Consider the following 21538-nt stretch of genomic DNA (forward strand, 5'->3'; position numbering starts at 1 on the left):
TTTTAAAAACAAAAGTTTATGATATAAACAAATGTTTAAAAAGGAGGCGAGGAATTGAATCAAAAAGAAGCAGAACTCTTAGCTTTGATTCGCCGGGATCCTTATTTATCACAGCAGGAAATGGCTGATGCGATGAAACTTTCCAGGCCGTCCATCGCGAATTTAATATCGGGATTGATCCGGGAAGGGAAGATTCTAGGAAGAGCCTATGTACTGCCTGAAGAAGGAACGGTCATTTGCATCGGTGGAGCAAATGTCGACCGTAAATTCAAAATGAAGAAAAAGGCGCTCATGGGGACTTCGAATCCGGCTTCAGCTACGGGAAGTGTCGGAGGTGTGGCCCGCAATATTGCTGAAAACCTGGGCAGGCTTGGCCACGAGGTGAAATTATTATCGATTGCTGGAAATGATTCCGAGTGGAAATTGATCGGAGAAGTGTCATCGCCCTTCATGTCAACGGATTTGACCAAGTCTTTTGATGAATTTTCGACAGGCACGTATACAGCTGTTTTAGAGCCGGACGGGGAAATGCTGCTAGCCATGGCGAATATGGACATATATGAAAAAATGACGCCCGCTTATGTTGCGCGCAATGAAAATGCTTTGCTTGCGGCTTCATGCATCATCATCGATTTGAACTGTCCAAAAGAGACGATCGAGTATGTTCGCAAGCTCGCAAAATCACGAGATATCCCACTTGCAGTCATTCCGGTTTCCGGACCGAAAATGGATCGCCTTTCCGAAGATTTGACGGGAATCACCTGGCTTGTTTTGAACCGAGATGAAGCGGAACAATACTTGGGGAAATCGATTGAGACGCCAGCAGATTGGCAAGACAGCGCAAAGAAACTGCGTGAATTGGGAGCAGAAAATGTCTTGATTACCGGAGGCAAGAGAGGCGTCATTGCCGCAAACCATTCGTCAGTCCAGCATTTTGATGCCTTTCAGGCAGAAACGCTGCAAGATGTAACCGGTGCGGGCGATGCATTTTCAAGTGGCGTTATCCACAGTTTCCTGAATGGCAGGGAATTTGATGCGACGATCCGTTCCGGCTTAATGAATGCGACAAAAACTTTGCAAAGTGAAACAACTGTTAGAACAGAACTTACTGCTGAGCAGTTAAAAAAAGAATTGGAGGAATTACAATGACAACAATGATTTCATATTCAAAAGAAGTACAAGAAGCAATGGAACAAAAAAAACCGGTGGTAGCACTTGAGTCGACGATTATTTCACATGGTATGCCTTATCCGCAAAATGTGGAAACTGCGCGCATCGTTGAACAGATTATCCGCGACAACGGAGCAGTTCCGGCTACAATCGCTATCATGGACGGCCAGATTAAAATCGGTTTATCTGATGAAGAACTTGAACTTCTAGGGAATAGCCCGGATGTAGCAAAAGTTTCGCGCCGCGATCTTGGCCAATTGATTGCAACGAAAAAGATTGGCGCCACAACGGTTGCTGCTACAATGATTTGTGCGGAATTGGCAGGCATCCGCGTCTTCGCTACTGGCGGCATCGGCGGTGTGCACCGCGGAGCTGAAACGACGATGGATATTTCGGCAGACTTGGAAGAATTGGCGACAACTGGAGTAGCGGTCGTTTGTGCCGGTGCGAAATCAATTCTTGATATCGGCCTGACGTTGGAGTACCTAGAAACTAAGGGCGTACCGGTCATCGGCTATCAAACAGATGAAATGCCTGCTTTCTATACACGTTCAAGCGGCTTCGGCTTGACGTTCAGTGCAGAAAACCCGGAAATCTTGGCACAAGTCTTGAAAGCGAAATGGGATCTTGGCTTGAAAGGCGGCGCAGTTGTTGCGAATCCGATTCCTGCAGAGCACGCGCTCGAAGATGAATTCATCAATGGCATTATCGACCGCGCAATGGTTGAAGCTGAAGAGAACGGCATCAAAGGAAAAGACACGACGCCATTCTTGCTTGGCAAAGTAAAAGAATTGACTGAAGGAACAAGCCTTGTTGCCAATATTGAATTGGTAAAACACAATGCAGAAGTTGGCGCTAAACTGGCTGTTGCATACAACCAACTATAAGAAAAAAAGAAACGTTCAATGACGAAAGCCCGGGAGGAAAAGCAATGCTTTTCCTCCCGGGCTTTTTTATTTTGGAGATGTTTTCAAGTGACGAGGAAAAGGGTAGTTAAAAATAAGGAGCTGAAGAAGATGAAAACGGATGTATTCATTAGCGGAGGCGGCATCGGCGGATTGACATTAGCCTTGAAGTTGGTACAGCGCGGAGTCGATGTTGTGCTGGCTGAAAGGCTTTCGAAAAAACCTCCTACCTATAAAGGGGAATTGCTGCAGCCTAAAAGCATGCAAATATTCGATAGTATCGGAATTTATGAGGAAATTTGCGATCGATCCAATGAAATAAAAGTACTGGATATGCTTGAATTGTCCAGTTCCTTAAAAGTCCAGGACCAATCGTTCATGGATTATAGTGTACTGCCTGGGAAATACGATGCCGCTTATATGGTCCACCATGAAGAACTGAAATCCATCATCTTAGAAGCGGCTTTAATGTTTTCAAACTTCCATTACTTTAATGGGACAACCTGTAAAAGCTTAACCGAAAATACAGCCCTTCTGCAAAAGGGCAAAGAAACATTTGAAGTGGAAGCCCGCTTTTTCTTTGGAGCGGAAGGACGGGCATCTGTTACTCGGAAGTCGATGGGAATCGAAGTAAAGCAGACGACTTATAACCATCATTTCCTGACTGTAACTTTTCCAAGGGCCGAAAATTTCAAAGACGGAAAAATCATCTCTACATACAATCGATTCCTTGGGCTATTCCCATTGCCGGATAATATGGTGAGAAGTGTTTATTTGATTCCGGAAGGGGACTATAAAGAGCTGAAAGAAAAACCGATCAGCCATTTCCATAAATTGTATACAGATTTGGCGCCAGTAGTAGACGGATATGTGCAGCAACTGACCGATTGGAAGAAAATACAGTTGATGATTCCCATCATGTATCACGTCTCTTCTTATGTTAAAGACAATAAAGCGATTATTGGAGATGCTGCCCATGCCGTTCATCCGATGGCCGGGGAAGGAATGAACATGGCCATTCAAGATGCTGACATTCTAGGTGAATTGGTAGCGGATATGAAAGAGACCGGTAAATTAGATCCTTCCAATCTGAGTTGGTATGAAAAGGTCCGCTATAAGCGGGCAGACCATGTAATCCAATTGAGCCATTTGGCGGCCTTAGCTTACTCATTTCCATTTAAACCCGTCAGTTATTTACGGAAAAGAACGTTTGAGCGCATGGAAGAAGATCCCATCCTTCACTTTAAGCAAATGTTGAACGTTTCTGGCCTTGGCATGTGGAAAGAAAATGTCTGTGACCGTTTTATCCAAGGCGGCATCATGCCGATCCGCATAAGAGACTTGCCGCCAAGCACAAAAGAATTAAAGTATTTCACCCGAGAAGACGATTACCCATGGAAAGTGGAGGGACTCCTATGATAGACGTAATGAACATGTTCAAAGCAAGAATGTATATGAAGCGGAATGAGCCATTTCTCTATAGCTGGCATGCGTATGTCGGCTACGAATTGGATTTATTTAAAGCCTTCGAACGGCCAATGTCAAAATTCGATGTCGCGGACGCCTATCAATTAGATGAAAACTTATTGGACCAATGGGTCAGCGTAGGCTTATCGATCGGCCATCTGAAAGAGGCAGGCAGAGGACGCTATAAGATCAGCAATGTTTGGAAGCTGCCAAAGCCGAAAGGGAATTATTCTTCGGGCGTTCTGTTGAAAGAAATGATGGAACTTCATATTCCCACTCTTTTAAGCTATCCCGAAATGATGCGCAAGCAAAGCCGCAACCATTTTGACGAAGAAAAGCATGCACCGACAGTTGCAGAAACAAGCCGTCTCCTTGAAGTGTTAGCCTTGCCTAAAATGTCTAAGAAAATCAGGGAGAATGATTGCAAGACGGTATTGGATATCGGATGCGGAGAAGCAGGCTATATCCAAAAGCTCGCGGAACGCTTTCCGAATACCGAATTTACCGGAATCGAAATCAGCCCGGCAGTAACTGAAAAAGCTCAAGAAAACACGAAAGAAAATGAAAACATCACCATTGAAAATGCGGATTTATGGAATTACCATCCAAAAAAGCAACAGGATATGGTCATGATGAACAATGTCATCCACTATATCGATTTGGAAAAACGGCAAGAGCTCTTTGCCGAACTCGCTCGCTGGCTAAATGACGGCGGCATCCTTTCAGTCGTGACACCGATTGCTGGAAGTGTAGAAGATCCCCCTTTCGCAAATGTCTTCAATAGTTTCTTTTCCTCCTTCGACAATCTCTACCGTTTGCCGACAAGAGAAGAACTGGCAGAATGGGGAGAACAAGCTGGCCTTCAGATGCTCGGCATCAAAACCGTCATCAAAGAAGGCAGCTGGTATATTGCACAATACAAAAAGCGGAGCTGAGAGACCTGTTAGATTCGCTAAGGAACAGCGACATAATAAAAACAAACCCCCGAACCTTGGCAGATGCCTAGTTCGGGGGTTTTGAAATTATTTGCGCAAAGAGCCAAGTTCTTTAGCGATGGCCTGCATTTCATTTGGGGTAATATTGTCGCGGCTTTTGACCATTTCATATAAATCGAGCAGATCTTCGTACTGGGAATCATTGAAATGCTCAGATTTCATCGCATCCACATTGACCATGCGCAATTTAGTTTTGATCTCTTCGATCATAAAAGTAATATTTTCATTTGAAGGTTTTGATAGATCCATGATGGGTTCCTGCCTTTCGAAGGGTATAACCCATCATTTCACTGTTCAAAAAAAAAGTCAATTGCCAGCCCGGGCTTCTGCTTTTTCTTCTTTTACTTTTTTGACAATGCGTCTTGTTTCGAAAGCGACGACTCCGGATAATCCAAGCAATCCGATCAAGTTCGGGATCGCCATAAGTCCGTTCATGATATCCGAGAACATCCAGATCAAATCAAGTGAAACCGTAGCTCCTACAAATACCATTGCAATGAAAGCAATGCGGTAGACAATCAGAAGAGCAGGGTTCTTGAATAAATATTGGAAACATTTCTCGCCGTAATACGACCATCCAATGATGGTAGAAGAAGCAAAGAAAATTAATCCGATGGCCACAACAATCGGTCCAATCGGTCCTAAGAATTGTTCGAAAGCAGCAGTTGTCAATGCCGAACCTTCCAGGGATTTATCCGTGTACATCCCTGACATGACAATCGTAATACCTGTGATTGAACAGATGATCAATGTATCGATAAATACTTGTGTCATGGAAACGAGTGCCTGGCGTCCAGGCATATCCGTTTTGGCAGCAGCAGCTGCGATAGGCGCAGATCCGAGACCCGCTTCGTTCGAGAATACCCCGCGAGCAACTCCGTAGCGGATCGCTGCACCGATTGCACCGCCGACAGCCGCTTCGCCCGTAAAGGCAGAACTGAAGATAGTCGTGATGGCTGGCCAAATGAGCTCAAGATTCGTAAGCATGATGGCAGCTCCTGCAATGATATAGAACAATGCCATGACTGGAACAAAATAAGATGTAACTTTCCCGATCATCTTAACGCCGCCCAAAATAACTGCTCCAGCAAATAATGTTAGAATAATGCCTGTGACCCAAGTCGGCACGCTGAACGTGTCGCGTACGATGGCAGCTACTGAGTTTGATTGGGTGCCGTTTCCGATGCCGAAAGCTGCAATCGCTCCGAAAATCGCGAATAACACACCAAGCCATTTTTGTTTCAACCCATGTTCAAGATAATACATCGGTCCGCCGGCCATTTGCCCGTTAGCATCTGTGATCCGATACTTAACGGCCAAAACCGCTTCACCGTATTTCGTCGCCATACCAAAGAATGCAGAGAACCACATCCAAAATACAGCCCCTGGTCCACCTAGCACAACAGCTGTCGCTACTCCGACAATATTACCGGTACCAACAGTGGCTGCAAGAGCAGTGGATAAAGCTTGAAAGTGGCTGATATCCCCTTCAGAAGTCTTATCCTGATTTTTAGTGAAGACCAGCTTTAATGCATATGGCAGCATCCGAAGCTGAAGGAGGCCTAAGCGGACTGTCAAGTAAATACCTGTCCCGACAATCAGGACCAGTAAAGCTGGGCCCCATATAAATCCACTTATCTCGCCCAAAATATTTTCCAATTGCGTCATGCTCTCATCCCCTTTAGGTATCTAATCTAATTCGGCAGTTAAAATATTACCTCCTAAGATTTAATATTCCGAAAAATTAAACCGAGAGTCAAGACTTTTTTTTAAAATAAAAACGGATGAAAGTTTAAAATTATGAAATAGAGGGAATTTCCATAAGAGATGTAAGTATCATATTCGATTGGGAGGAATTTAGGATGAGCCAAAACAAATTATTAACAGGATTATTAGTAGGGGCAGCAATGGGGATTATTGTATCCCTCTTCGACAAAAATACACGAAACGATGTAATGGACAAATCTAAGAAATTATCAAGCAATGCAAAATACTATGCATCAAACAGAGATGAACTAGTGTCAGCTGTCCAACAGCAGACGGAAAGAGTTCAAAATCTATATGCCCGCATTTCCGATGACGCCTCTTATGTGGGAGAAAAAGTTAACGAACTTAAAGAATTGACACCGCATGTGAAAGATATGGCTTTAGAAACAAAAGAAGCATTTGTTGATACGAAAGATGCAGTTCTTGATTCAAAAGATGATGTCTTAACTGCTTTGAAAGAAGATAACCCTTCTGCTTCTTCGTCATTAACAGATGAAAGCAGTTCATCCTCTAACTCAAGCTCTGCAAAAAACGGGTAATTCCAATTAATAAGGAATCCCGGCAATCCGAAGAGCGTTCGAACAATTTGCAAGTAAGCCATGACGTAACTACGGTCAAAGGCTTCTTGAAAGAACTTGGCAAACGGATTAAAGTTATAGATGTTCAAGGACTGGGAGCGCAATTAGCGTTCTTTTTCCTGTTGTCTATTTTTCCTTTGCTTATTTTCTTAGTTACACTACTGCCGTATCTAAATCTTTCGTCAGACCAAATCTATGGCTTTTTGCAGGAAGTAGCTCCAGCTGAAGTCTACGCCATCATTGAAGAAACATTGCAGGATATTATGACCAACCAAAATGGCGGCCTGTTGTCATTTGGGATCATCGCAACGATCTGGTCAGCCAGTTTAGGGATGGATGCACTCATCAAATCTTTGAACTATTCTTACGGAGTAGAAGAGAACCGGCCATTTGTTATTGCTCGCGCTATGTCGATCCTTTCGACGGTCCTCATGATTTTTATCATGATTGTGGCACTTGTCTTGCCGATTTTCGGCCAGCAAACCGGGCTCTTCCTTTCCTCGTTTTTAGGTTTGGAAGATAGTTTTCTAGAAGTATGGAGCCAATTGCGCTTCACGATACCGCCTTTGATCATCTTTGCAGTGTGTTCGGTCATCTATTGGGTAGCGCCGAATATCCGGCTGGATGTGCGAAGCGTGATGGTGGGAGCTGCTTTTACCTCCATTGGGTGGATCACCGTTTCCTATATTTTTTCCCTTTACATCAATAATTTTGCTACTTTCTCTGCCACTTACGGCAGTATCGGGGGCATTATCATGCTGATGATCTGGCTTTACTTATCGGCGATGCTGTTGCTGGTCGGCGGCCAGATCAATGCCGTGATGCAGGGCAGGCGAAACAGCCTGGATCAGAAGCAAAAAGAAAAGCATTCATAAAAACGGTTCCGATTAAAAAAGCTTCTCCGCCATCAAGATGTGATAGCGGAGAAGCTTTTTTACGGGATGTTGTTATTTTTCATCTTCTGGACGTGATTTAAATTGCTGCATTTTCTCATCAAGATCATCAACCATAGCAATTAAGCGATCGATATCTTCGAGTTCAGTATTTTCTGGTTCAATGGCATCAAGGACTTCTAAAAACATATTCAATCGCTGTTTCATATAAGATACTTGCTGCTCTTTATTCGTAATGGATTTCCCCATTGGATACACCTCGTTTCGCTTGTTAATAGTAGCTGAAAAAGACCGGAATTTCAACAATATATAGGCAGAATTAATTATTTATCAATTTTATTTATTTAGAATATTTACTTAATTTATTTTTTGTGTTAAGCTCATGTTAATTAAATGAGAGGGGAGGCCGAAGTGAATCGTCGAAACCAATCATTGTACAGGGCAAAGGAGGGGGTTCGAACATTTCACCGGCAGCTTAGCCGAAGAAATTAATTATGGGTATAACAAAATTGGATATTATGAAAACATAAAGGTTCAGCCGCATTCTGTCATGCAGATACGGACTGAACCTTTTGTGGTTTAACATTCAAGTGGAGGGAACCAATTCATACGTTTCAATGATTTCGATTGAATCTTTTACACTTTGAACCATCGAGCAATTCTTCCGGGTCAATTCCATGACGCGCTCCATCTTGTTTTCATCGATATTTCCTTTTAAGGTAAAGTGAATATGCACTTTTGAAACCCGATCGGCTTCTTCCTCGACGCGTACCACTTCTTTCACTTCAATTTGAATATCTTCTGCCGGCATCCGCATTTTCTCCAACACTTTCCGCATCACCCCGCCGCTGCAAACAGCGAGCGACGAAACCAGCAATTGATATGGGCGGAAGCCATATTGTTCGTTGCCGGATATCGCCATTTCTCCAAAAGGCAATTTTCCAGTAAATCCATTTTCGTTCATTGAATAATTCATTTAGTTAACGCCTCCTTATGGTAAAATTGTAACTGAATTCTTACCGAAGTTAAACGAACCCGCTTTATCAAGGAGGCATCCATGAAAACATTTGTAAAAAGCGACCGCGCCAGGTTCTGGATATTGGTCGCCATTGTATCGATTTCAGGTTTTTCCCAGGGCATGCTCTTGCCGCTGATTGCGGTTATTTTTGAGCAGGACGGCATATCGTCAACCTTGAATGGCCTCAGTGCTACAGGCTTGTACATAGGAACATTGATCATCGCGCCTTTCATGGAACCGCAATTGCGGCGCTTCGGCTATAAGCCGTTGATTCTCCTTGGCGGAGGGCTTGTTATTGCCTCGCTGCTCTTATTTCCTTTATGGAAAAGCGTATTGTTCTGGTTTATTTTGCGTGTATTGATTGGAATTGGGGACCAAGCTTTGCATTTCTCTACACAAACTTGGATTACGAGTTTTTCGCCTCAGCACCGTTTGGGCAGAAATATTGCCATTTACGGCATGTCCTTTAGCGTAGGGTTTGGAGCAGGGCCTTTGTTTGTTCCTTTAGTGAATATTTTTGAAGCGCTGCCCTTTATCATTTCAGGCATCCTTTGTCTGATTGCCTGGTCATTAGTATTCTTTTTAAGAAATGATTTTCCGGAAGTTTCAGGCGGCAGCATGGCAAGTACTGGAACCTTAGGCCGTTTTAAAGCGGCAATCATTATCGCTTGGGTCGCATTTTTGCCGCCGCTCGGATACGGTTTTTTGGAAGCATCTTTAAATTCCATCTACCCCGTGTATGCGTTGAGGCAGTCGATTGATGTTGGAATGGTTTCGATTATGCTTGCTGCGTTTTCATTGGGGGCTATTGCCACTCAATTGCCGCTCGGAAATTTAAGCGACCGGTATGGCAGAAGAAACGTTTTGATTGTCGCTTTATCCGGTGGAGCAATCGTATTTGGAATCGGCAGCTTTTTTGAAGAATATGCCTGGATCACTGTCGGATTTTTCGCCTTGGCAGGAATGTTTGTCGGCTCCACTTTTTCGTTGGGCATTTCTTTCATGGCCGATCTGATGCCAAAAGACTTGCTTCCGACAGGAAATTTGCTTTGCGGCATCGCTTTCAGCATCGGCAGCTTGACCGGGCCGTTTTTAGGCGGACTTTTCGTCCAACATTCGGGTGGGCTCAGTTTCTTATTGCTGATCGCAGCCATGCTGCTCGTCATTTTCTTGGTTATCTTCCTTTTCGGCGGAAAGAAAAAAGAAGCGGCAGCGGAATACAGTTAAATGGAAAAAGGCGCGGAAGCTTGGATGGCTTCCGTGCCTTTTCTTATTGTTTAGACTCCGGCAGCCAGATTCTTGGGTCATAAGCCGCCTCGCCTGTGCGGCAAATAGCGCCGCTTCGGCAATTCGTCTAATGTCCGGCGAATCTATACGACTGCCTCCGCTTTTCTTATTTCAATACCAGTTTTGTCACCGATTCCACTTGCGCGGTTTGCGGGAACATGTCGACCGGCTGAATGTATTCGATCTTGTAGATCTTCGTCAATTGCTGCAAATCCTTCGCTAATGTAGAAGGGTTGCAGGATGTATAAACGAAACGCTTCGGCTTCACTTTCAAGATTGTCTGGATCAACGAGTCACCAAGGCCGGTGCGCGGTGGATCCACCGTCAATACGTCAGGCGTGTAGCCATCCGTACGCCAGATTTCCAGCCATTTTTCGGCACTGCCGGTAACGTACTTCGCCGTATAGCCCAACTTTTTCGCATTGGCTTTCGCATCCACAACACTTTCATGGATCAAGTCCATGCCGCGTATTTCCTTCGCACGATCAGCGAGCCACATACCGATAGTCCCTACACCGCAATAAGCGTCAACGACGGATTCTGTACCTGTCAAATCAGCTGCACGTTTAATTTCATTGTAGAGGGTCACGGTCTGTGTCGGATTCAATTGGAAGAAAGCCCGGGCAGATAAATCGAAAGACAGTTCGCCGAGTTTCTCGTGAATCGTATCTTTTCCGTAAAGGGTGAAAGTCTCTTCGCCAAAAATTAAAGATGTTTTTTCTTTATTGACATTTTGGACGATGGACACGATTTTCGGATCCAAGTTTTTAAGAAGTTCCACCAGGAATTCTTTTTGTGGAATTTTAGCGCGCGTCGTAATCAGGACAATCTGGATTTCCCCTGTTTCCACTCCCGTACGGACAACGATTGTGCGTATGATGCCTTTCATCGTTTTGCCGTCGTAGATTGGAATCTTCAAATCTTCCAATACGCGTTTTACGTCATTCGTGATGCGGGTCGTATTCGGATGCTGGACGATGCATTGCTCAATGTCCAATAATTGATGGGAGCCTTCTGCAAACAGCCCGGCAATTACGCGATTTCCTTTTAAGCGTGTTTGGAACTGGCTTTTGTTGCGGTAATACCACGGGTCTTCCATGCCAATCGTTTTTTCGACTTGGACATTGACCCCTTTCAAATAGCGCTCCAACGCTTGAACAACCAAATCTCTTTTTTCAACCAATTGCTGGCCATACGTCATATGCTGCAACTGGCAGCCGCCGCATGAATCATAGATCGGACAAGGCGGCGTCTGGCGGTGTGGAGAAGGTTTGCGCAATTTTAAAATGCGGGCTTCGGCAAAATTCCGTTTGATGTTCGTGACTTGGGCGGTGATTTCTTCGCCAGGCAATGCGCCTTGAACAAAAATGACATTGCGTTTAAAGAAACCGATGCCTTCACCATTGATTCCTAGCCGTTTAATCGTTAAAGGGAACTTTTGGCCTTCCTCGATTATGGGTTTATCGTTCATTTTTTCACGTCCTTTTTGTAATCATCCCTCCATTATAGTCTTATTTATAGATATCAGCCAGTGCCGATTGCAGACTGGGATAGTCGAATTGAAATCCGTGCCGCTCGAGTGCTTTCGGAAGAACACGCTGGCCTTCAAGGACGAGACGGCTCTTATCCCCGAGTACCGCCTTTAGTGCAAATCCCGGAACTGGAATCCAATGGGGTTTATTCAGCGTTTTGCCAATCTGCTTGCCGAAATCTTTCATCGTTTTCGGGTTCGGGGCGGCGACATTAAAGGGACCGGAAAGCCCGGGAGTTTCGATGGCGAATTGGATGGCCCTTGCCGCGTCTTTGACATGGACCCATGACAGCCACTGCCTGCCGCTGCCCACAGTGCCGCCAACAAATAATTTATAAGGCAAAGCCATTAAAGGGAGGGCCCCATCTTTTTCACCAAGAATGATGCCAAACCTTGCAAATGCTACTCTTACGCCATAAACGGAAGCGTGGTCCGCGAGTTTTTCCCAATCGATTACGGTTTTTGCCAAGAAATCATTTCCTCTGTCGCCTGAAGCTTCTGTGTAGGTGACAGTCGTGGAAGCAGGGTAAATTCCAATCGCGCTTGCATTGATCAATACTTGCGGCTTTTTCTTCAGCTGATCGATGATGCGGATTAGCTCATGCGTCGATTCAATGCGGCTGCTGTAAATCTCTTTTTTCTGTTCGTCGCTCCACCGGCCGTCATTGATCGAACTGCCGGCAAGGTTAATGATGGCATCGATTCCTTCAAGTTCCCGTTCAGGCGTACTTCCGGCTTTTAGCCATTCAACATACTTCGTGTTTGGTGTAGAAGGTTTCGGGTTTCGGGTCAAAATGTAGACGATGTGTCCGCCCGCATGGAAAAGCCTTGTCAATTCTTTGCCGACAAAGCCCGAACCGCCTGTAATTGCTATCTTCATCATCATCCCTCCTGTTTCTACTATAGTACCCACAATCCATGCAATTAAGCTCTCAAAAGGGTATAATAATGAAGGAAGAGAGGTGCCGGTAAATGCCGATTATTTCGAAAATCACACAAGGCAAAAAGAATCCTGAAAGGTACAATATTTTCTTTGAGGATAAATTTGCATTCAGTGTCGATGAAGCGGTACTTGTTAGGTATCAGCTCACCAAAGGAAAAGAACTGGACCAATGGACAATTGAAGAAATGGCTTTCGAAGACCAAATTCGCAAAGCCTACAATAAAGCCCTTCATTACCTTGGCTTTCGGATGCGAAGCGAAGGGGAAGTGCGGACGAAACTGAAAGAAAAAGAGTTTGGGGAAGCTGTCATCGATGAAGCCATCAAAAAGCTCTATGAGCACAAGTTTCTCGACGATCGGGCTTTTTCAGAAGCATTGATGCGGACCCAGATGAATTCAGGCAAAAAGGGACCGCGAGCCATCCAGCAGGATATGCAAAAGAAGGGGATTGATAAACAGATGCAAAAAGAAGTTTTAGATTCCTATACCGAAGAAGAGCAGCTGGAAATTGCCAGAGGGCTCGCCGAAAAGATTGCCGCTAAAGAAAAAATGAAAACCCCGAGCCAGGTAAAACAGAAAATCAGTGATTTCCTGATGAGAAAAGGGTATTCCTATACCTTAATCAGCCAAGCTATCGAGGGGTTGGAACTTGAAAAAGACGAAGACCAGTGGACCGATATTGTCACTGAACAAGGCGATAAATTGTGGCGGAAGCACAGCCATAAATTGACGGGCTACGATTTGAAATCAAAAGTTAAGCAAGGCCTTTATCAGAAAGGCTTTCCTGCAGAAGTGATCAATGACTACTTGGATAAAAAGGAGCAAGAAAATGACGGATGACAAACGCTATAGCCAAATGGATGAAAATGAATTGCGCAATGAAATTGCCAGACTGAAAGAAAAAGCAAGAAAAGCGGAGCAATTGGGCATCATTAATGAATTTGCCGTACTTGAGCGAAAAGCTGTAATGGCGGCTGCTTATTTGATGGATCCGAAAGACTTCAAAAAAGGCGAAGTCTATCGCATCGAAGGAGATCCGAATGTCTATTTCCAAATCGACTATTTAAAAGGCCGATTTGCTTGGGGATATCGGATGGGTGGAGAAAAGCATACAGAAGCGCTGCCAATTTCCATGCTGCGGCCGTTAAAGGAAGGGAAGTAAACCGATGAATGAAACGATTGATCAGCTAGTGATGGAATTGCTTGAAAAAAACGCGAATCTCTCAGAAGAAAAGGCACGGACTTGGATTGAACTGCTCGTCTCGGATTTTGAAGCCTCTTATGCCAAAGCAGGCTACGATTACCAAGGCACAGCTGTTGTAGAAAAAGTCATTCGCCAGTGGATTTCAAGCTATGGCGATAAAATCCATGAATTTGCCGGGACTAATCCCAAATACACACATCTTCTAGAAGATTAAAAAAACGCACACAATGCTGTGTGCGTTTTTCTATAGTTGCTAGTTGTGGCTAAAGTCGAGTTTTTTCCTTAACTTATCTTCGCTGAAAATCCAGCCGGTATAGGAATTGAGGACTTTGCATTTTTCATCTAGATGGGCAACTGCCACGAATGGATAATAATCGTTGCTCCGGTAGCGAAGGTCGATCAGGCGCACTTCATAGATTGAATCGTATTTTGTGATTTCCCAGCGGTATAGCGGAGAAAAAGAGACGAAAGCCGCCAGGTTCTTGTCTTTCATCGCTGCTTGGAATAAGTTTGAATCAGGAAGCGGCTTTTTCATGAACTTATCGTAAATATTGATCGAACGTCCGTAAGCACGGCCGACATAGTGATGGGTTGCCGTGTCAGCAGCGATGCGCCATTGGAAAAAGCGCATCGTCGGAGCGACAATGATATTCGTCGTACCCGGAATGGTATGCTGCACCGCTTTTTTTACCGCATGTTGGACCGCAAATCGGGCTACATAGTAGAAAAACAGGACGATGTATAAAATCGCCATGGTCCATACAGGGTTTGCACCAAATGCCCAACACATCAAAGCGAGTAAATGCGCACCAAATATAATGGGGTCAAAAGTATTGATGACGCCTAAAGCGACCCATTTATTGGAAAATGGCCGCAATGCCTGCGTTCCATATGAATTGAAAATGTCGACAAATACATGCAAGAATACCGCTAAAAATGTCCAAAGCCATAAATGGAGAAGATTGGCTTCCGGGAAAATCAGCCATAAAGCGCCCGAAATTAAAATCGGCCAAAGCAAGACAGCCGGTATGGAATGGGTCACGCCGCGATGATGGCGGATATAGACTGCGTTGTCTCTAAGTTTAAGAACCGTGTCAATGTCCGGCGCCTGTGAACCAATGATGGTTCCAGCAATGACTGCTGTGGTAGTAATTGTGCTTCCGGCGACTGCCGAGTCTGCCATGGCAAGGCCGCCAAGGGCTATTCCCATGACGATATGCGTTCCAGTGTCCATAGGCGCGCCCCCTCTCTAATCATATAAAAGCGTCGTCTTAATTTTGTTTCTGACTTACACGTGTTAACGCACTTTATTACAGTATATACCCGCTATGAAAGGCGGATAATCAAACCGAACGGAGGCAATCCCCATAGAATTCAATAAAAGCTTATTTCAACAGGATTTAATTCAATGGTTTTCAGCAGAGAAGCGAGATTTGCCATGGCGTCGGACAGCCGATCCCTACCAAATTTGGATTTCTGAAATCATGCTGCAGCAAACCCGGGTCGATACCGTCATTCCATACTATAAACGCTTTGTCGAAAAATTTCCCACGTTATATGATTTGGCAGCAGCAGATGAAGAAATTCTGCTGAAACAATGGGAAGGACTGGGCTATTATTCACGTGCCCGAAATCTCCAGGCTGGAGTAAAAGAAGTGGCGGAGAAATATGGCGGAATTGTTCCGTCAAACCGGCAGGACATTTCTGCCTTAAAAGGTGTCGGCCCTTATACGGCCGGAGCCGTTCTCAGCATTGCTTACGGCATTCCGGAACATGCAGTGGACGGGAACGTGATGCGTGTCTTGTCAAGGATCCTCTTGATCGAAGAAGATATCGCTAAACCGAAAACCCGAAAAATTTTCGAAGAGGCGGTAACTGACATCATCAGCCATGAAGACCCCTCTTCTTTTAATCAGGGGCTAATGGAATTGGGTGCGCTGATTTGTACACCGACTTCCCCGAAATGTTTGCTTTGCCCGGTGCGGGAACATTGCGCAGCTTTTCATGAAGGTAAACAGCAAGAGCTGCCGATCAAGACAAAAGCGAAAAAGACGAAAGCGTATCAATTCGCTATGCTCGCCATCGAAAAAGACGATAAAGTTTTAATGGAGAAACGCCCATCAACAGGATTGCTTGCAAATATGTGGCAATTCCCGATGATGGAAGTGACTGCAGAAACACTTCCGCTTGAAATTGAAGAGCAGCTTTCTGAAAGTTTCGCGGGTGAAATACAGTCGGCAGAAAAATTTACTTCTTTTAAACATGTGTTTTCTCATTTAACATGGAATGTGGATGCTTACACAGCAAAAGCAGGGGATTTAACGTTGCCTGCCCATATGAGATGGGTGACAGCTGAAGAATTGGAATTGCTGCCGATTGCAGGCCCAGCCCAGAAAATGAAAACAGCTTTATTACAAAAAGGAGATGTTTGAACATGGCAGAACAAAAAGTGGCATTAGTAACAGGGAGCAGCCGAGGTCTAGGAAAAGCTTTGGCGATTGCACTCGCTGAACAAGGCTATGATATTGTGGTCAACTACGCGCGAAGCAAAAGTGCAGCGCTTGATACGGTGAAAGAAATTGAAGCAAGAGGACAAAAAGCATTATTGGTCCGTGCGAATGTTGGAGATGTCGATAAATTGCGTGCCATGTTCGAAACCATAAAAGAAGAATTTGGCCGCTTGGATGTATTCGTATCGAATGCAGCATCCGGCGTTTTGCGCCCGATTATGGAACTCGAAGAAACGCATTGGGACTGGACGATGAACATTAATGCAAAAGCGATGCTATTCGGTGCGCAGGAAGCAGCGAAATTAATGGACGAAGGCGGAAAAATCGTTGGTGTCAGTTCTCTTGGGTCGATCCGCTATTTGGAAAATTATACGACAATCGGCGTGTCAAAAGCTGCCGTGGAATCGATTACGCGTTATTTGGCCGTAGAACTTGCACCAAAAGGAATTTCGGTCAATACAGTTTCTGGCGGCGCATTGGATACGGAAGCATTAAAACATTTTCCGAACCGCGAAGAATTGTTGAATGATGCGCGCGTCAACACGCCTGCTGGCCGCATGGTGGAAATTGATGACATGGTGAAAACCGCTTTATTCTTGATTTCGGACCAGGCCGATATGATCCGCGGACAAACGATCATTGTCGATGGCGGACGCTCAGTCATGTTGTAAGCCTTTAGCTTAGCCGGCTTTTTACTGTATGTTTTCAGAATTGATTGATATAATGATGAAATAGCAGAAAATATATAAACGGCTTAGACGAAAAGGTGTGATAGACATGGCGGTTCCCACTGAGGGAGAAACGATACAGATCCACAGCTACAAACACAACGGCCGAATCCACCGTGTCTGGCAAGAAACAACGGTATTGAAAGGAACGAACAACATCGTAATTGGTGCAAATGAGCGGACGATGGTAACCGAATCCGATGGAAGAACATGGATTACGCGGGAACCTTCCATCTGCTATTTCCATGCGGAGCATTGGTTCAATATCATTTGCATGCTTCGTGACGACGGCGTTTATTATTATTGCAATGTCAGTTCTCCATTTGTTTATAATAACGGATCATTGAAGTATATCGACTATGATTTGGATGTTAAAGTGTTTCCTGATATGTCGTACACCTTGCTGGACGAAGATGAATATGAAGATCATAAACGGCAGATGGGCTATCCAGAAGTGATCGACCAAATCCTCCACCGGAACGTGGAGAAATTGATCGGCTGGATTAAACAGCGAAGAGGCCCCTTTGCCCCTGACTTCATTGAAGTTTGGACGAGCCGCTATGAATTCCATAGGCAGTACCGGCTCACTGAGTGAAATGAAAACCTGTTGCCAGCCAACAGGTTTTTCATTTTGAAGAGATTGGAGTGAACAGATTGAGCCCGACAAAACGCTATATGCAATTTGTAAAACCGTATTATTGGCAAATTGCGTTAACCATCGTTATTGGGATTTTTAAATTCGCGATTCCCTTATTTATCCCGCTGCTGATCAAAATCGTAATTGACGACATTATTGGGGCAGAAGGATTATCAAGTGATGAAAAACTGACCCAGCTGTATTTATGGCTCGGGGGGACAGCGATCTTATTCTTTCTATTGCGTCCGCCGATTGAATATTACCGGCAGTATTATGCACAATATGTCAGCAACAAAATTCTGTACGATATCCGGCAGCACCTGTATGGACATCTGCAGCGTTTAAGTCTGCGCTACTACGCCAACACACGTGCAGGTGAAATCATTTCACGCGTCATCAATGATGTGGAGCAAACGAAAAACTTTGTGATGATCGGCTTAATGAATTTGTGGCTGGATCTTGCGACGATTTTAATCGCGATCGGCATCATGCTGACAATGGATGTGCCGCTGACAATCGTGGCGCTCTTGGCATTCCCGTTCTATGCATTCAGCGTCAAGTACTTCTTTGGAAGATTAAGGGATCTTACCCGGGAGCGTTCACAGGCACTTGCCAATGTGCAGAGTTATTTGCATGAACGCGTCCAAGGAATGAGCATCATTAAAAGCTTTGCCTTAGAAAAGCACGAACAAAAGATTTTTGATGAAACGAACGATGGATTTTTAGAAAAAGCGATTGACCATACAAAATGGAACGCGAAAGCATTTGCGGTCGTTAATACGATTACTGATATTGCTCCGTTACTGGTCATCGGCTACGCAGGATACCAAGTCATCCAGGGTAATCTCACATTAGGTACCATGGTTGCCTTTATCGCCTATATCGAACGTCTTTACAATCCACTTCGCCGTCTGGTCAACTCATCGACGACATTGACGCAATCTTTTGCTTCGATGGACCGCGTCTTTGAACTGGTCGACGAAGAATACGAAGTGACGGATAAGGAAGGGGCGAAGGATTTAGGGATTGTGGATGGAAAGCTTGAGTTCAGAGGGGTTTCTTTCCATTACAATGATGGAGAGACCGAAGTGCTCTCAAACTTGAATTTCACGGTGAAGCCTGGTGAAACTGTAGCCTTTGTCGGAATGAGCGGCGGCGGAAAGTCGACGATTGTTTCGCTTATCCCCCGTTTTTACGATGTGACGGAAGGCGCCATTTTAATGGATGACCATGACTTGAAAGAAGTCACCATCCATACGCTGCGCGACCAGATCGGGCTGGTTTTGCAAGATTCCATCCTTTTCAGCGATTCGGTTAAATCCAATATTTTAATGGGGAAACCAGGAGCCAGCGATGAAGAAGTCATCGCAGCTGCTAGGGCAGCGAATGCGCATGACTTTATCGAAATGCTTCCAAACGGCTACGATACAAAAGTCGGTGAACGCGGCGTGAAATTATCAGGCGGCCAAAAGCAGCGTATCGCGATTGCACGCGTCTTCCTAAAAAATCCGCCGATTTTAATTTTGGATGAAGCAACTTCTGCCTTGGATTTAGAAAGTGAAGCGCTGATCCAGGATTCCTTGGAGCGGTTAGCCCACGACCGGACGACATTGATTGTCGCCCACCGTCTATCAACGATTACCCATGCAGACCAAATTCTCGTGATTGACCACGGGAAATTAGAAGAGAGAGGCACTCACGATGAACTGATGAAAAAACAGGGAGTGTACTATAATTTATTCCAAGTTCAACATTTTAATTGATAGTTCTTTAGACCCTCGGACATTTCGAGGGTCTTTTTTTGATATGTATCATAAAAAGAGCTTTATATCTGAAAAAGCTATTGCAATAATACTAATATTACGTATAATAAAAACACATAGAATTTTCTGATTTAATCAGCGATTATAAGGGGTGACACCATGAGAGAACGGAAAACCATACTGGACGTTAAAGGATTGAAGACATCTTTTTTCACAGATGATGGAGAGATTCCAGCTGTAGACAATATTGATTTTCATATACGCGAAGGCGAAGTTCTAGGCATCGTCGGCGAGTCAGGGTGCGGGAAGAGTGTTACATCTTTATCAATTATGGGCCTTGTGCCAAGCCCTCCCGGAAAAATTACAGGGGGAGAAATTTTATTTCAAGATAAAGATTTGACGAAATTGAGCGAGAAAAAAATGCGTGCAATCCGTGGGAATGATATCGCAATGATTTTCCAGGAGCCGATGACATCGCTCAATCCTTTGTTTACCATCGGTGATCAGTTACGCGAAGCGATTAAAATCCACAAACGCGACTGGTCAAAAAAACAGATTCAGGAACGGGCAGTCGAAATGATGAAATTAGTCGGCCTTCCCCGTGCGGAAGACTTGATGAAAGAATATCCTCACCAATTGTCTGGCGGCATGAGGCAGCGTGTCATGATTGCCATGGCTTTGCTGTGTGATCCGAAAGTCTTGATTGCCGATGAACCGACAACTGCACTTGACGTAACCATCCAAGCCCAAATCTTAAAATTGATCAAAAACTTGAACGAAACCTTAAATACGGCCGTGTTGTTGATCACCCATGATTTAGGGGTTGTGGCAGAGACTTGCGAACGGGTCATTGTCATGTACGCAGGAAAAGTAGTGGAAGAAGGGCCAGTACATACCATTTTCAAAGATCCGCAGCATCCATATACAAGAGGGCTGTTAGAGTCTGTTCCGGATATGCGTTTTAAAAAGGAACGCTTGTATTCTATTCCAGGAAATGTGCCGAAGCCGGGATCGATTCGGACCGGCTGCAAGTTTGCTGCCAGATGTGAATTTGCATTTGACCGCTGCATAAACGAAAATCCTGACCTCTATCAGACAGCGGATGACCATCAAACCCGCTGCTTCCTATTTGATCCGAAGGAGGTTCAGGCTCATGACCGAACCGTTGTTAAAAGTTGAAGGCTTAAAAAAATATTTTCCGATTAAATCAGGGATCCTTGGGCAAGTGAAAAATCACGTTAAAGCTGTCGATGATGTTTCCTTCGTGGTCCATGAAGGCGAAACGCTTGGGATCGTTGGAGAATCGGGCTGTGGGAAATCTACTACTGGCCGCATGTTGATGCGTTTACTTGAGCCGACAGAAGGCAAAGTGTTTTTCGATGGCCAAGAGCTGACGAATCTTTCAAACCATGAAATGCGAAAAGCGCGAAGAGACATTCAAATGGTTTTCCAGGATCCGTACGCGTCATTAAATCCGCGTCATACGATTGAGAAAATCTTGATGGAGCCGTTGAATGTCCACGAAATCGGCGATCCGAAAGAACGCAAAAAGAAAGTCCATGAATTTTTGGAGATTGTTGGTTTGAGCAGTTACCATGCAAAACGCTATCCACACCAATTTAGTGGAGGGCAGCGCCAACGCATCGGAATTGCCCGGGCATTGATGACAAATCCTAAATTGATCATTGCCGATGAGCCGGTTTCAGCTCTGGATGTATCCATTCAAGCGCAAGTTCTCAACTTAATGCAGGATCTGCAAAAAGAGTTGAAACTTACTTATATCTTTATTGCCCATGACCTAGGAGTTGTTCGCCACATTAGTGACCGGGTAGGCGTTATGTATTTAGGGCAGATGGCGGAATTGGCTGATAGCGAATCGCTGTATGAGAAGCCGCTTCATCCTTATACGCAAGCCTTATTGTCTGCAGTTCCGGTGCCAGATCCAGATTTTGTCCGTGAGCAAGTGGTCATCAAAGGAGACGTGCCGAGTCCGGCAAATCCGCCGAGCGGCTGCAGATTCCATACTCGCTGTCCATTCAAGATGGATATTTGTGAATCCACGGTGCCAATTTTTGCGGAAGTTGAGAAAGGTCATTCTGTAGCCTGCCATCTTTATAAAGAGTCCAGGCCGCAATGATAATAT

23 protein-coding genes are annotated in these 21538 nt (G+C 44.7%); 16 read left to right on the forward strand and 7 right to left on the reverse strand.

Going from position 1 to position 21538, the window contains the following annotated elements:
- Positions 1 to 54: 54 nt before the first annotated feature.
- The 4 genes from AC2EXB_RS05140 (at position 55) to AC2EXB_RS05155 (ending at position 4477) form a co-directional block, all read left to right on the forward strand.
- On the forward strand, positions 55 to 1149 hold the full coding sequence (locus AC2EXB_RS05140) for a carbohydrate kinase (RefSeq protein WP_483604000.1): 1095 nt from the start codon (positions 55 to 57) through the stop codon (positions 1147 to 1149).
- Positions 1146 to 2057 carry a pseudouridine-5'-phosphate glycosidase gene (locus AC2EXB_RS05145; protein WP_483604001.1) on the forward strand — a complete coding sequence of 304 codons (912 nt, stop codon included), beginning with the start codon at positions 1146 to 1148 and terminating at the stop codon, positions 2055 to 2057. Before AC2EXB_RS05140 ends, AC2EXB_RS05145 begins: the two co-directional genes overlap by 4 nt.
- Positions 2058 to 2186: 129 nt before the next feature.
- Positions 2187 to 3494 carry an FAD-dependent oxidoreductase gene (locus tag AC2EXB_RS05150; RefSeq protein WP_483604002.1) on the forward strand — a complete coding sequence of 436 codons (1308 nt, stop codon included), beginning with the start codon at positions 2187 to 2189 and terminating at the stop codon, positions 3492 to 3494.
- Positions 3491 to 4477 (forward strand): class I SAM-dependent methyltransferase, encoded by a 987-nt coding sequence (locus AC2EXB_RS05155; protein ID WP_235198600.1) that lies wholly within the window; start codon positions 3491 to 3493, stop codon positions 4475 to 4477. The genes AC2EXB_RS05150 and AC2EXB_RS05155 overlap by 4 nt, the downstream gene beginning before the upstream one ends.
- Before the next feature lie 87 nt (positions 4478 to 4564).
- Here AC2EXB_RS05155 and AC2EXB_RS05160 read toward each other — a convergent pair whose 3' ends face one another.
- Together AC2EXB_RS05160 and AC2EXB_RS05165 are read right to left on the reverse strand one after the other, a co-directional pair.
- Positions 4565 to 4786 (reverse strand): DUF1128 domain-containing protein, encoded by a 222-nt coding sequence (locus AC2EXB_RS05160; RefSeq protein ID WP_235198601.1) that lies wholly within the window; start codon positions 4784 to 4786, stop codon positions 4565 to 4567.
- 57 nt (positions 4787 to 4843) lie between these two features.
- A complete protein-coding gene (locus tag AC2EXB_RS05165; protein WP_483604003.1) occupies positions 4844 to 6205 on the reverse strand; it encodes an alanine/glycine:cation symporter family protein in 1362 nt (453 codons plus the stop codon).
- 194 nt (positions 6206 to 6399) lie between these two features.
- Between AC2EXB_RS05165 and AC2EXB_RS05170 the strand changes: the two genes are divergently transcribed.
- Positions 6400 to 6843: a YtxH domain-containing protein gene (locus AC2EXB_RS05170; protein ID WP_483604004.1), complete on the forward strand. Its 444-nt coding sequence runs from the start codon at positions 6400 to 6402 to the stop codon at positions 6841 to 6843.
- Positions 6844 to 6890: 47 nt separating this feature from the next.
- Entirely contained in the window at positions 6891 to 7757 is an 867-nt protein-coding gene (locus AC2EXB_RS05175) for a YihY/virulence factor BrkB family protein (RefSeq protein WP_483604005.1), read from the forward strand.
- A gap of 72 nt (positions 7758 to 7829) precedes the next feature.
- Here AC2EXB_RS05175 and AC2EXB_RS05180 read toward each other — a convergent pair whose 3' ends face one another.
- On the reverse strand, positions 7830 to 8024 hold the full coding sequence (locus AC2EXB_RS05180) for an SE1561 family protein (RefSeq protein WP_052652402.1): 195 nt from the start codon (positions 8022 to 8024) through the stop codon (positions 7830 to 7832).
- A gap of 337 nt (positions 8025 to 8361) precedes the next feature.
- A complete protein-coding gene (locus AC2EXB_RS05185) occupies positions 8362 to 8751 on the reverse strand; it encodes an OsmC family protein (protein ID WP_235198605.1) in 390 nt (129 codons plus the stop codon).
- An 81-nt stretch (positions 8752 to 8832) separates the two neighbouring features.
- On the opposite strand from AC2EXB_RS05185, the gene AC2EXB_RS05190 reads away from it, so the two are divergent.
- A complete protein-coding gene (locus tag AC2EXB_RS05190) occupies positions 8833 to 10020 on the forward strand; it encodes an MFS transporter (RefSeq protein ID WP_483604006.1) in 1188 nt (395 codons plus the stop codon).
- A 166-nt stretch (positions 10021 to 10186) separates the two neighbouring features.
- On the opposite strand, the gene rlmD is transcribed toward AC2EXB_RS05190, so the two are convergent.
- Both rlmD and AC2EXB_RS05200 read right to left on the reverse strand, forming a co-directional pair.
- Positions 10187 to 11551: a 23S rRNA (uracil(1939)-C(5))-methyltransferase RlmD gene (rlmD, locus tag AC2EXB_RS05195; protein WP_235198607.1), complete on the reverse strand. Its 1365-nt coding sequence runs from the start codon at positions 11549 to 11551 to the stop codon at positions 10187 to 10189.
- Positions 11552 to 11591: 40 nt separating this feature from the next.
- A complete protein-coding gene (locus AC2EXB_RS05200) occupies positions 11592 to 12491 on the reverse strand; it encodes a TIGR01777 family oxidoreductase (RefSeq protein WP_483604007.1) in 900 nt (299 codons plus the stop codon).
- A 92-nt stretch (positions 12492 to 12583) separates the two neighbouring features.
- Between AC2EXB_RS05200 and recX the strand changes: the two genes are divergently transcribed.
- Genes recX through AC2EXB_RS05215 form a run of 3 tightly spaced genes read left to right on the forward strand, consistent with a single transcriptional unit; the run spans position 12584 to position 13971 of the window.
- On the forward strand, positions 12584 to 13393 hold the full coding sequence (gene recX / locus AC2EXB_RS05205; protein ID WP_235198609.1) for a recombination regulator RecX: 810 nt from the start codon (positions 12584 to 12586) through the stop codon (positions 13391 to 13393).
- Complete coding sequence (locus AC2EXB_RS05210; RefSeq protein ID WP_235198610.1) at positions 13383 to 13715, forward strand: YfhH family protein; 333 nt, start codon at positions 13383 to 13385, stop codon at positions 13713 to 13715. Before recX ends, AC2EXB_RS05210 begins: the two co-directional genes overlap by 11 nt.
- Positions 13716 to 13719: 4 nt before the next feature.
- A complete protein-coding gene (locus AC2EXB_RS05215; RefSeq protein WP_483604008.1) occupies positions 13720 to 13971 on the forward strand; it encodes a YfhJ family protein in 252 nt (83 codons plus the stop codon).
- 39 nt (positions 13972 to 14010) lie between these two features.
- On the opposite strand, the gene AC2EXB_RS05220 is transcribed toward AC2EXB_RS05215, so the two are convergent.
- Positions 14011 to 14991 (reverse strand): metal-dependent hydrolase, encoded by a 981-nt coding sequence (locus AC2EXB_RS05220; RefSeq protein WP_483604009.1) that lies wholly within the window; start codon positions 14989 to 14991, stop codon positions 14011 to 14013.
- Positions 14992 to 15190: 199 nt separating this feature from the next.
- Between AC2EXB_RS05220 and mutY the strand changes: the two genes are divergently transcribed.
- The 6 genes from mutY (at position 15191) to AC2EXB_RS05250 (ending at position 21532) form a co-directional block, all read left to right on the forward strand.
- The gene (gene mutY, locus AC2EXB_RS05225) at positions 15191 to 16189 is read left to right on the forward strand and encodes an A/G-specific adenine glycosylase (RefSeq protein ID WP_483604010.1); all 999 of its coding nucleotides are present in this window, start codon (positions 15191 to 15193) and stop codon (positions 16187 to 16189) included.
- A gap of 2 nt (positions 16190 to 16191) precedes the next feature.
- Positions 16192 to 16938, forward strand: coding sequence for an enoyl-[acyl-carrier-protein] reductase FabL (gene fabL, locus AC2EXB_RS05230; protein WP_483604011.1), 747 nt, complete (start codon positions 16192 to 16194; stop codon positions 16936 to 16938).
- A gap of 106 nt (positions 16939 to 17044) precedes the next feature.
- A complete protein-coding gene (gene ntdP / locus AC2EXB_RS05235; protein WP_052652382.1) occupies positions 17045 to 17590 on the forward strand; it encodes a nucleoside tri-diphosphate phosphatase in 546 nt (181 codons plus the stop codon).
- Between the two features lie 59 nt (positions 17591 to 17649).
- Positions 17650 to 19395, forward strand: a complete 1746-nt coding sequence (locus AC2EXB_RS05240; protein ID WP_483604012.1) for an ABC transporter ATP-binding protein — start codon at positions 17650 to 17652, stop codon at positions 19393 to 19395.
- Between the two features lie 159 nt (positions 19396 to 19554).
- Positions 19555 to 20574, forward strand: coding sequence for an ABC transporter ATP-binding protein (locus tag AC2EXB_RS05245; protein ID WP_235198615.1), 1020 nt, complete (start codon positions 19555 to 19557; stop codon positions 20572 to 20574).
- A complete protein-coding gene (locus AC2EXB_RS05250; RefSeq protein WP_235198616.1) occupies positions 20549 to 21532 on the forward strand; it encodes an ABC transporter ATP-binding protein in 984 nt (327 codons plus the stop codon). Before AC2EXB_RS05245 ends, AC2EXB_RS05250 begins: the two co-directional genes overlap by 26 nt.
- Positions 21533 to 21538: the final 6 nt, after the last annotated feature.

The sequence above is a fragment of the Planococcus alkaliphilus genome (assembly GCF_057031095.1).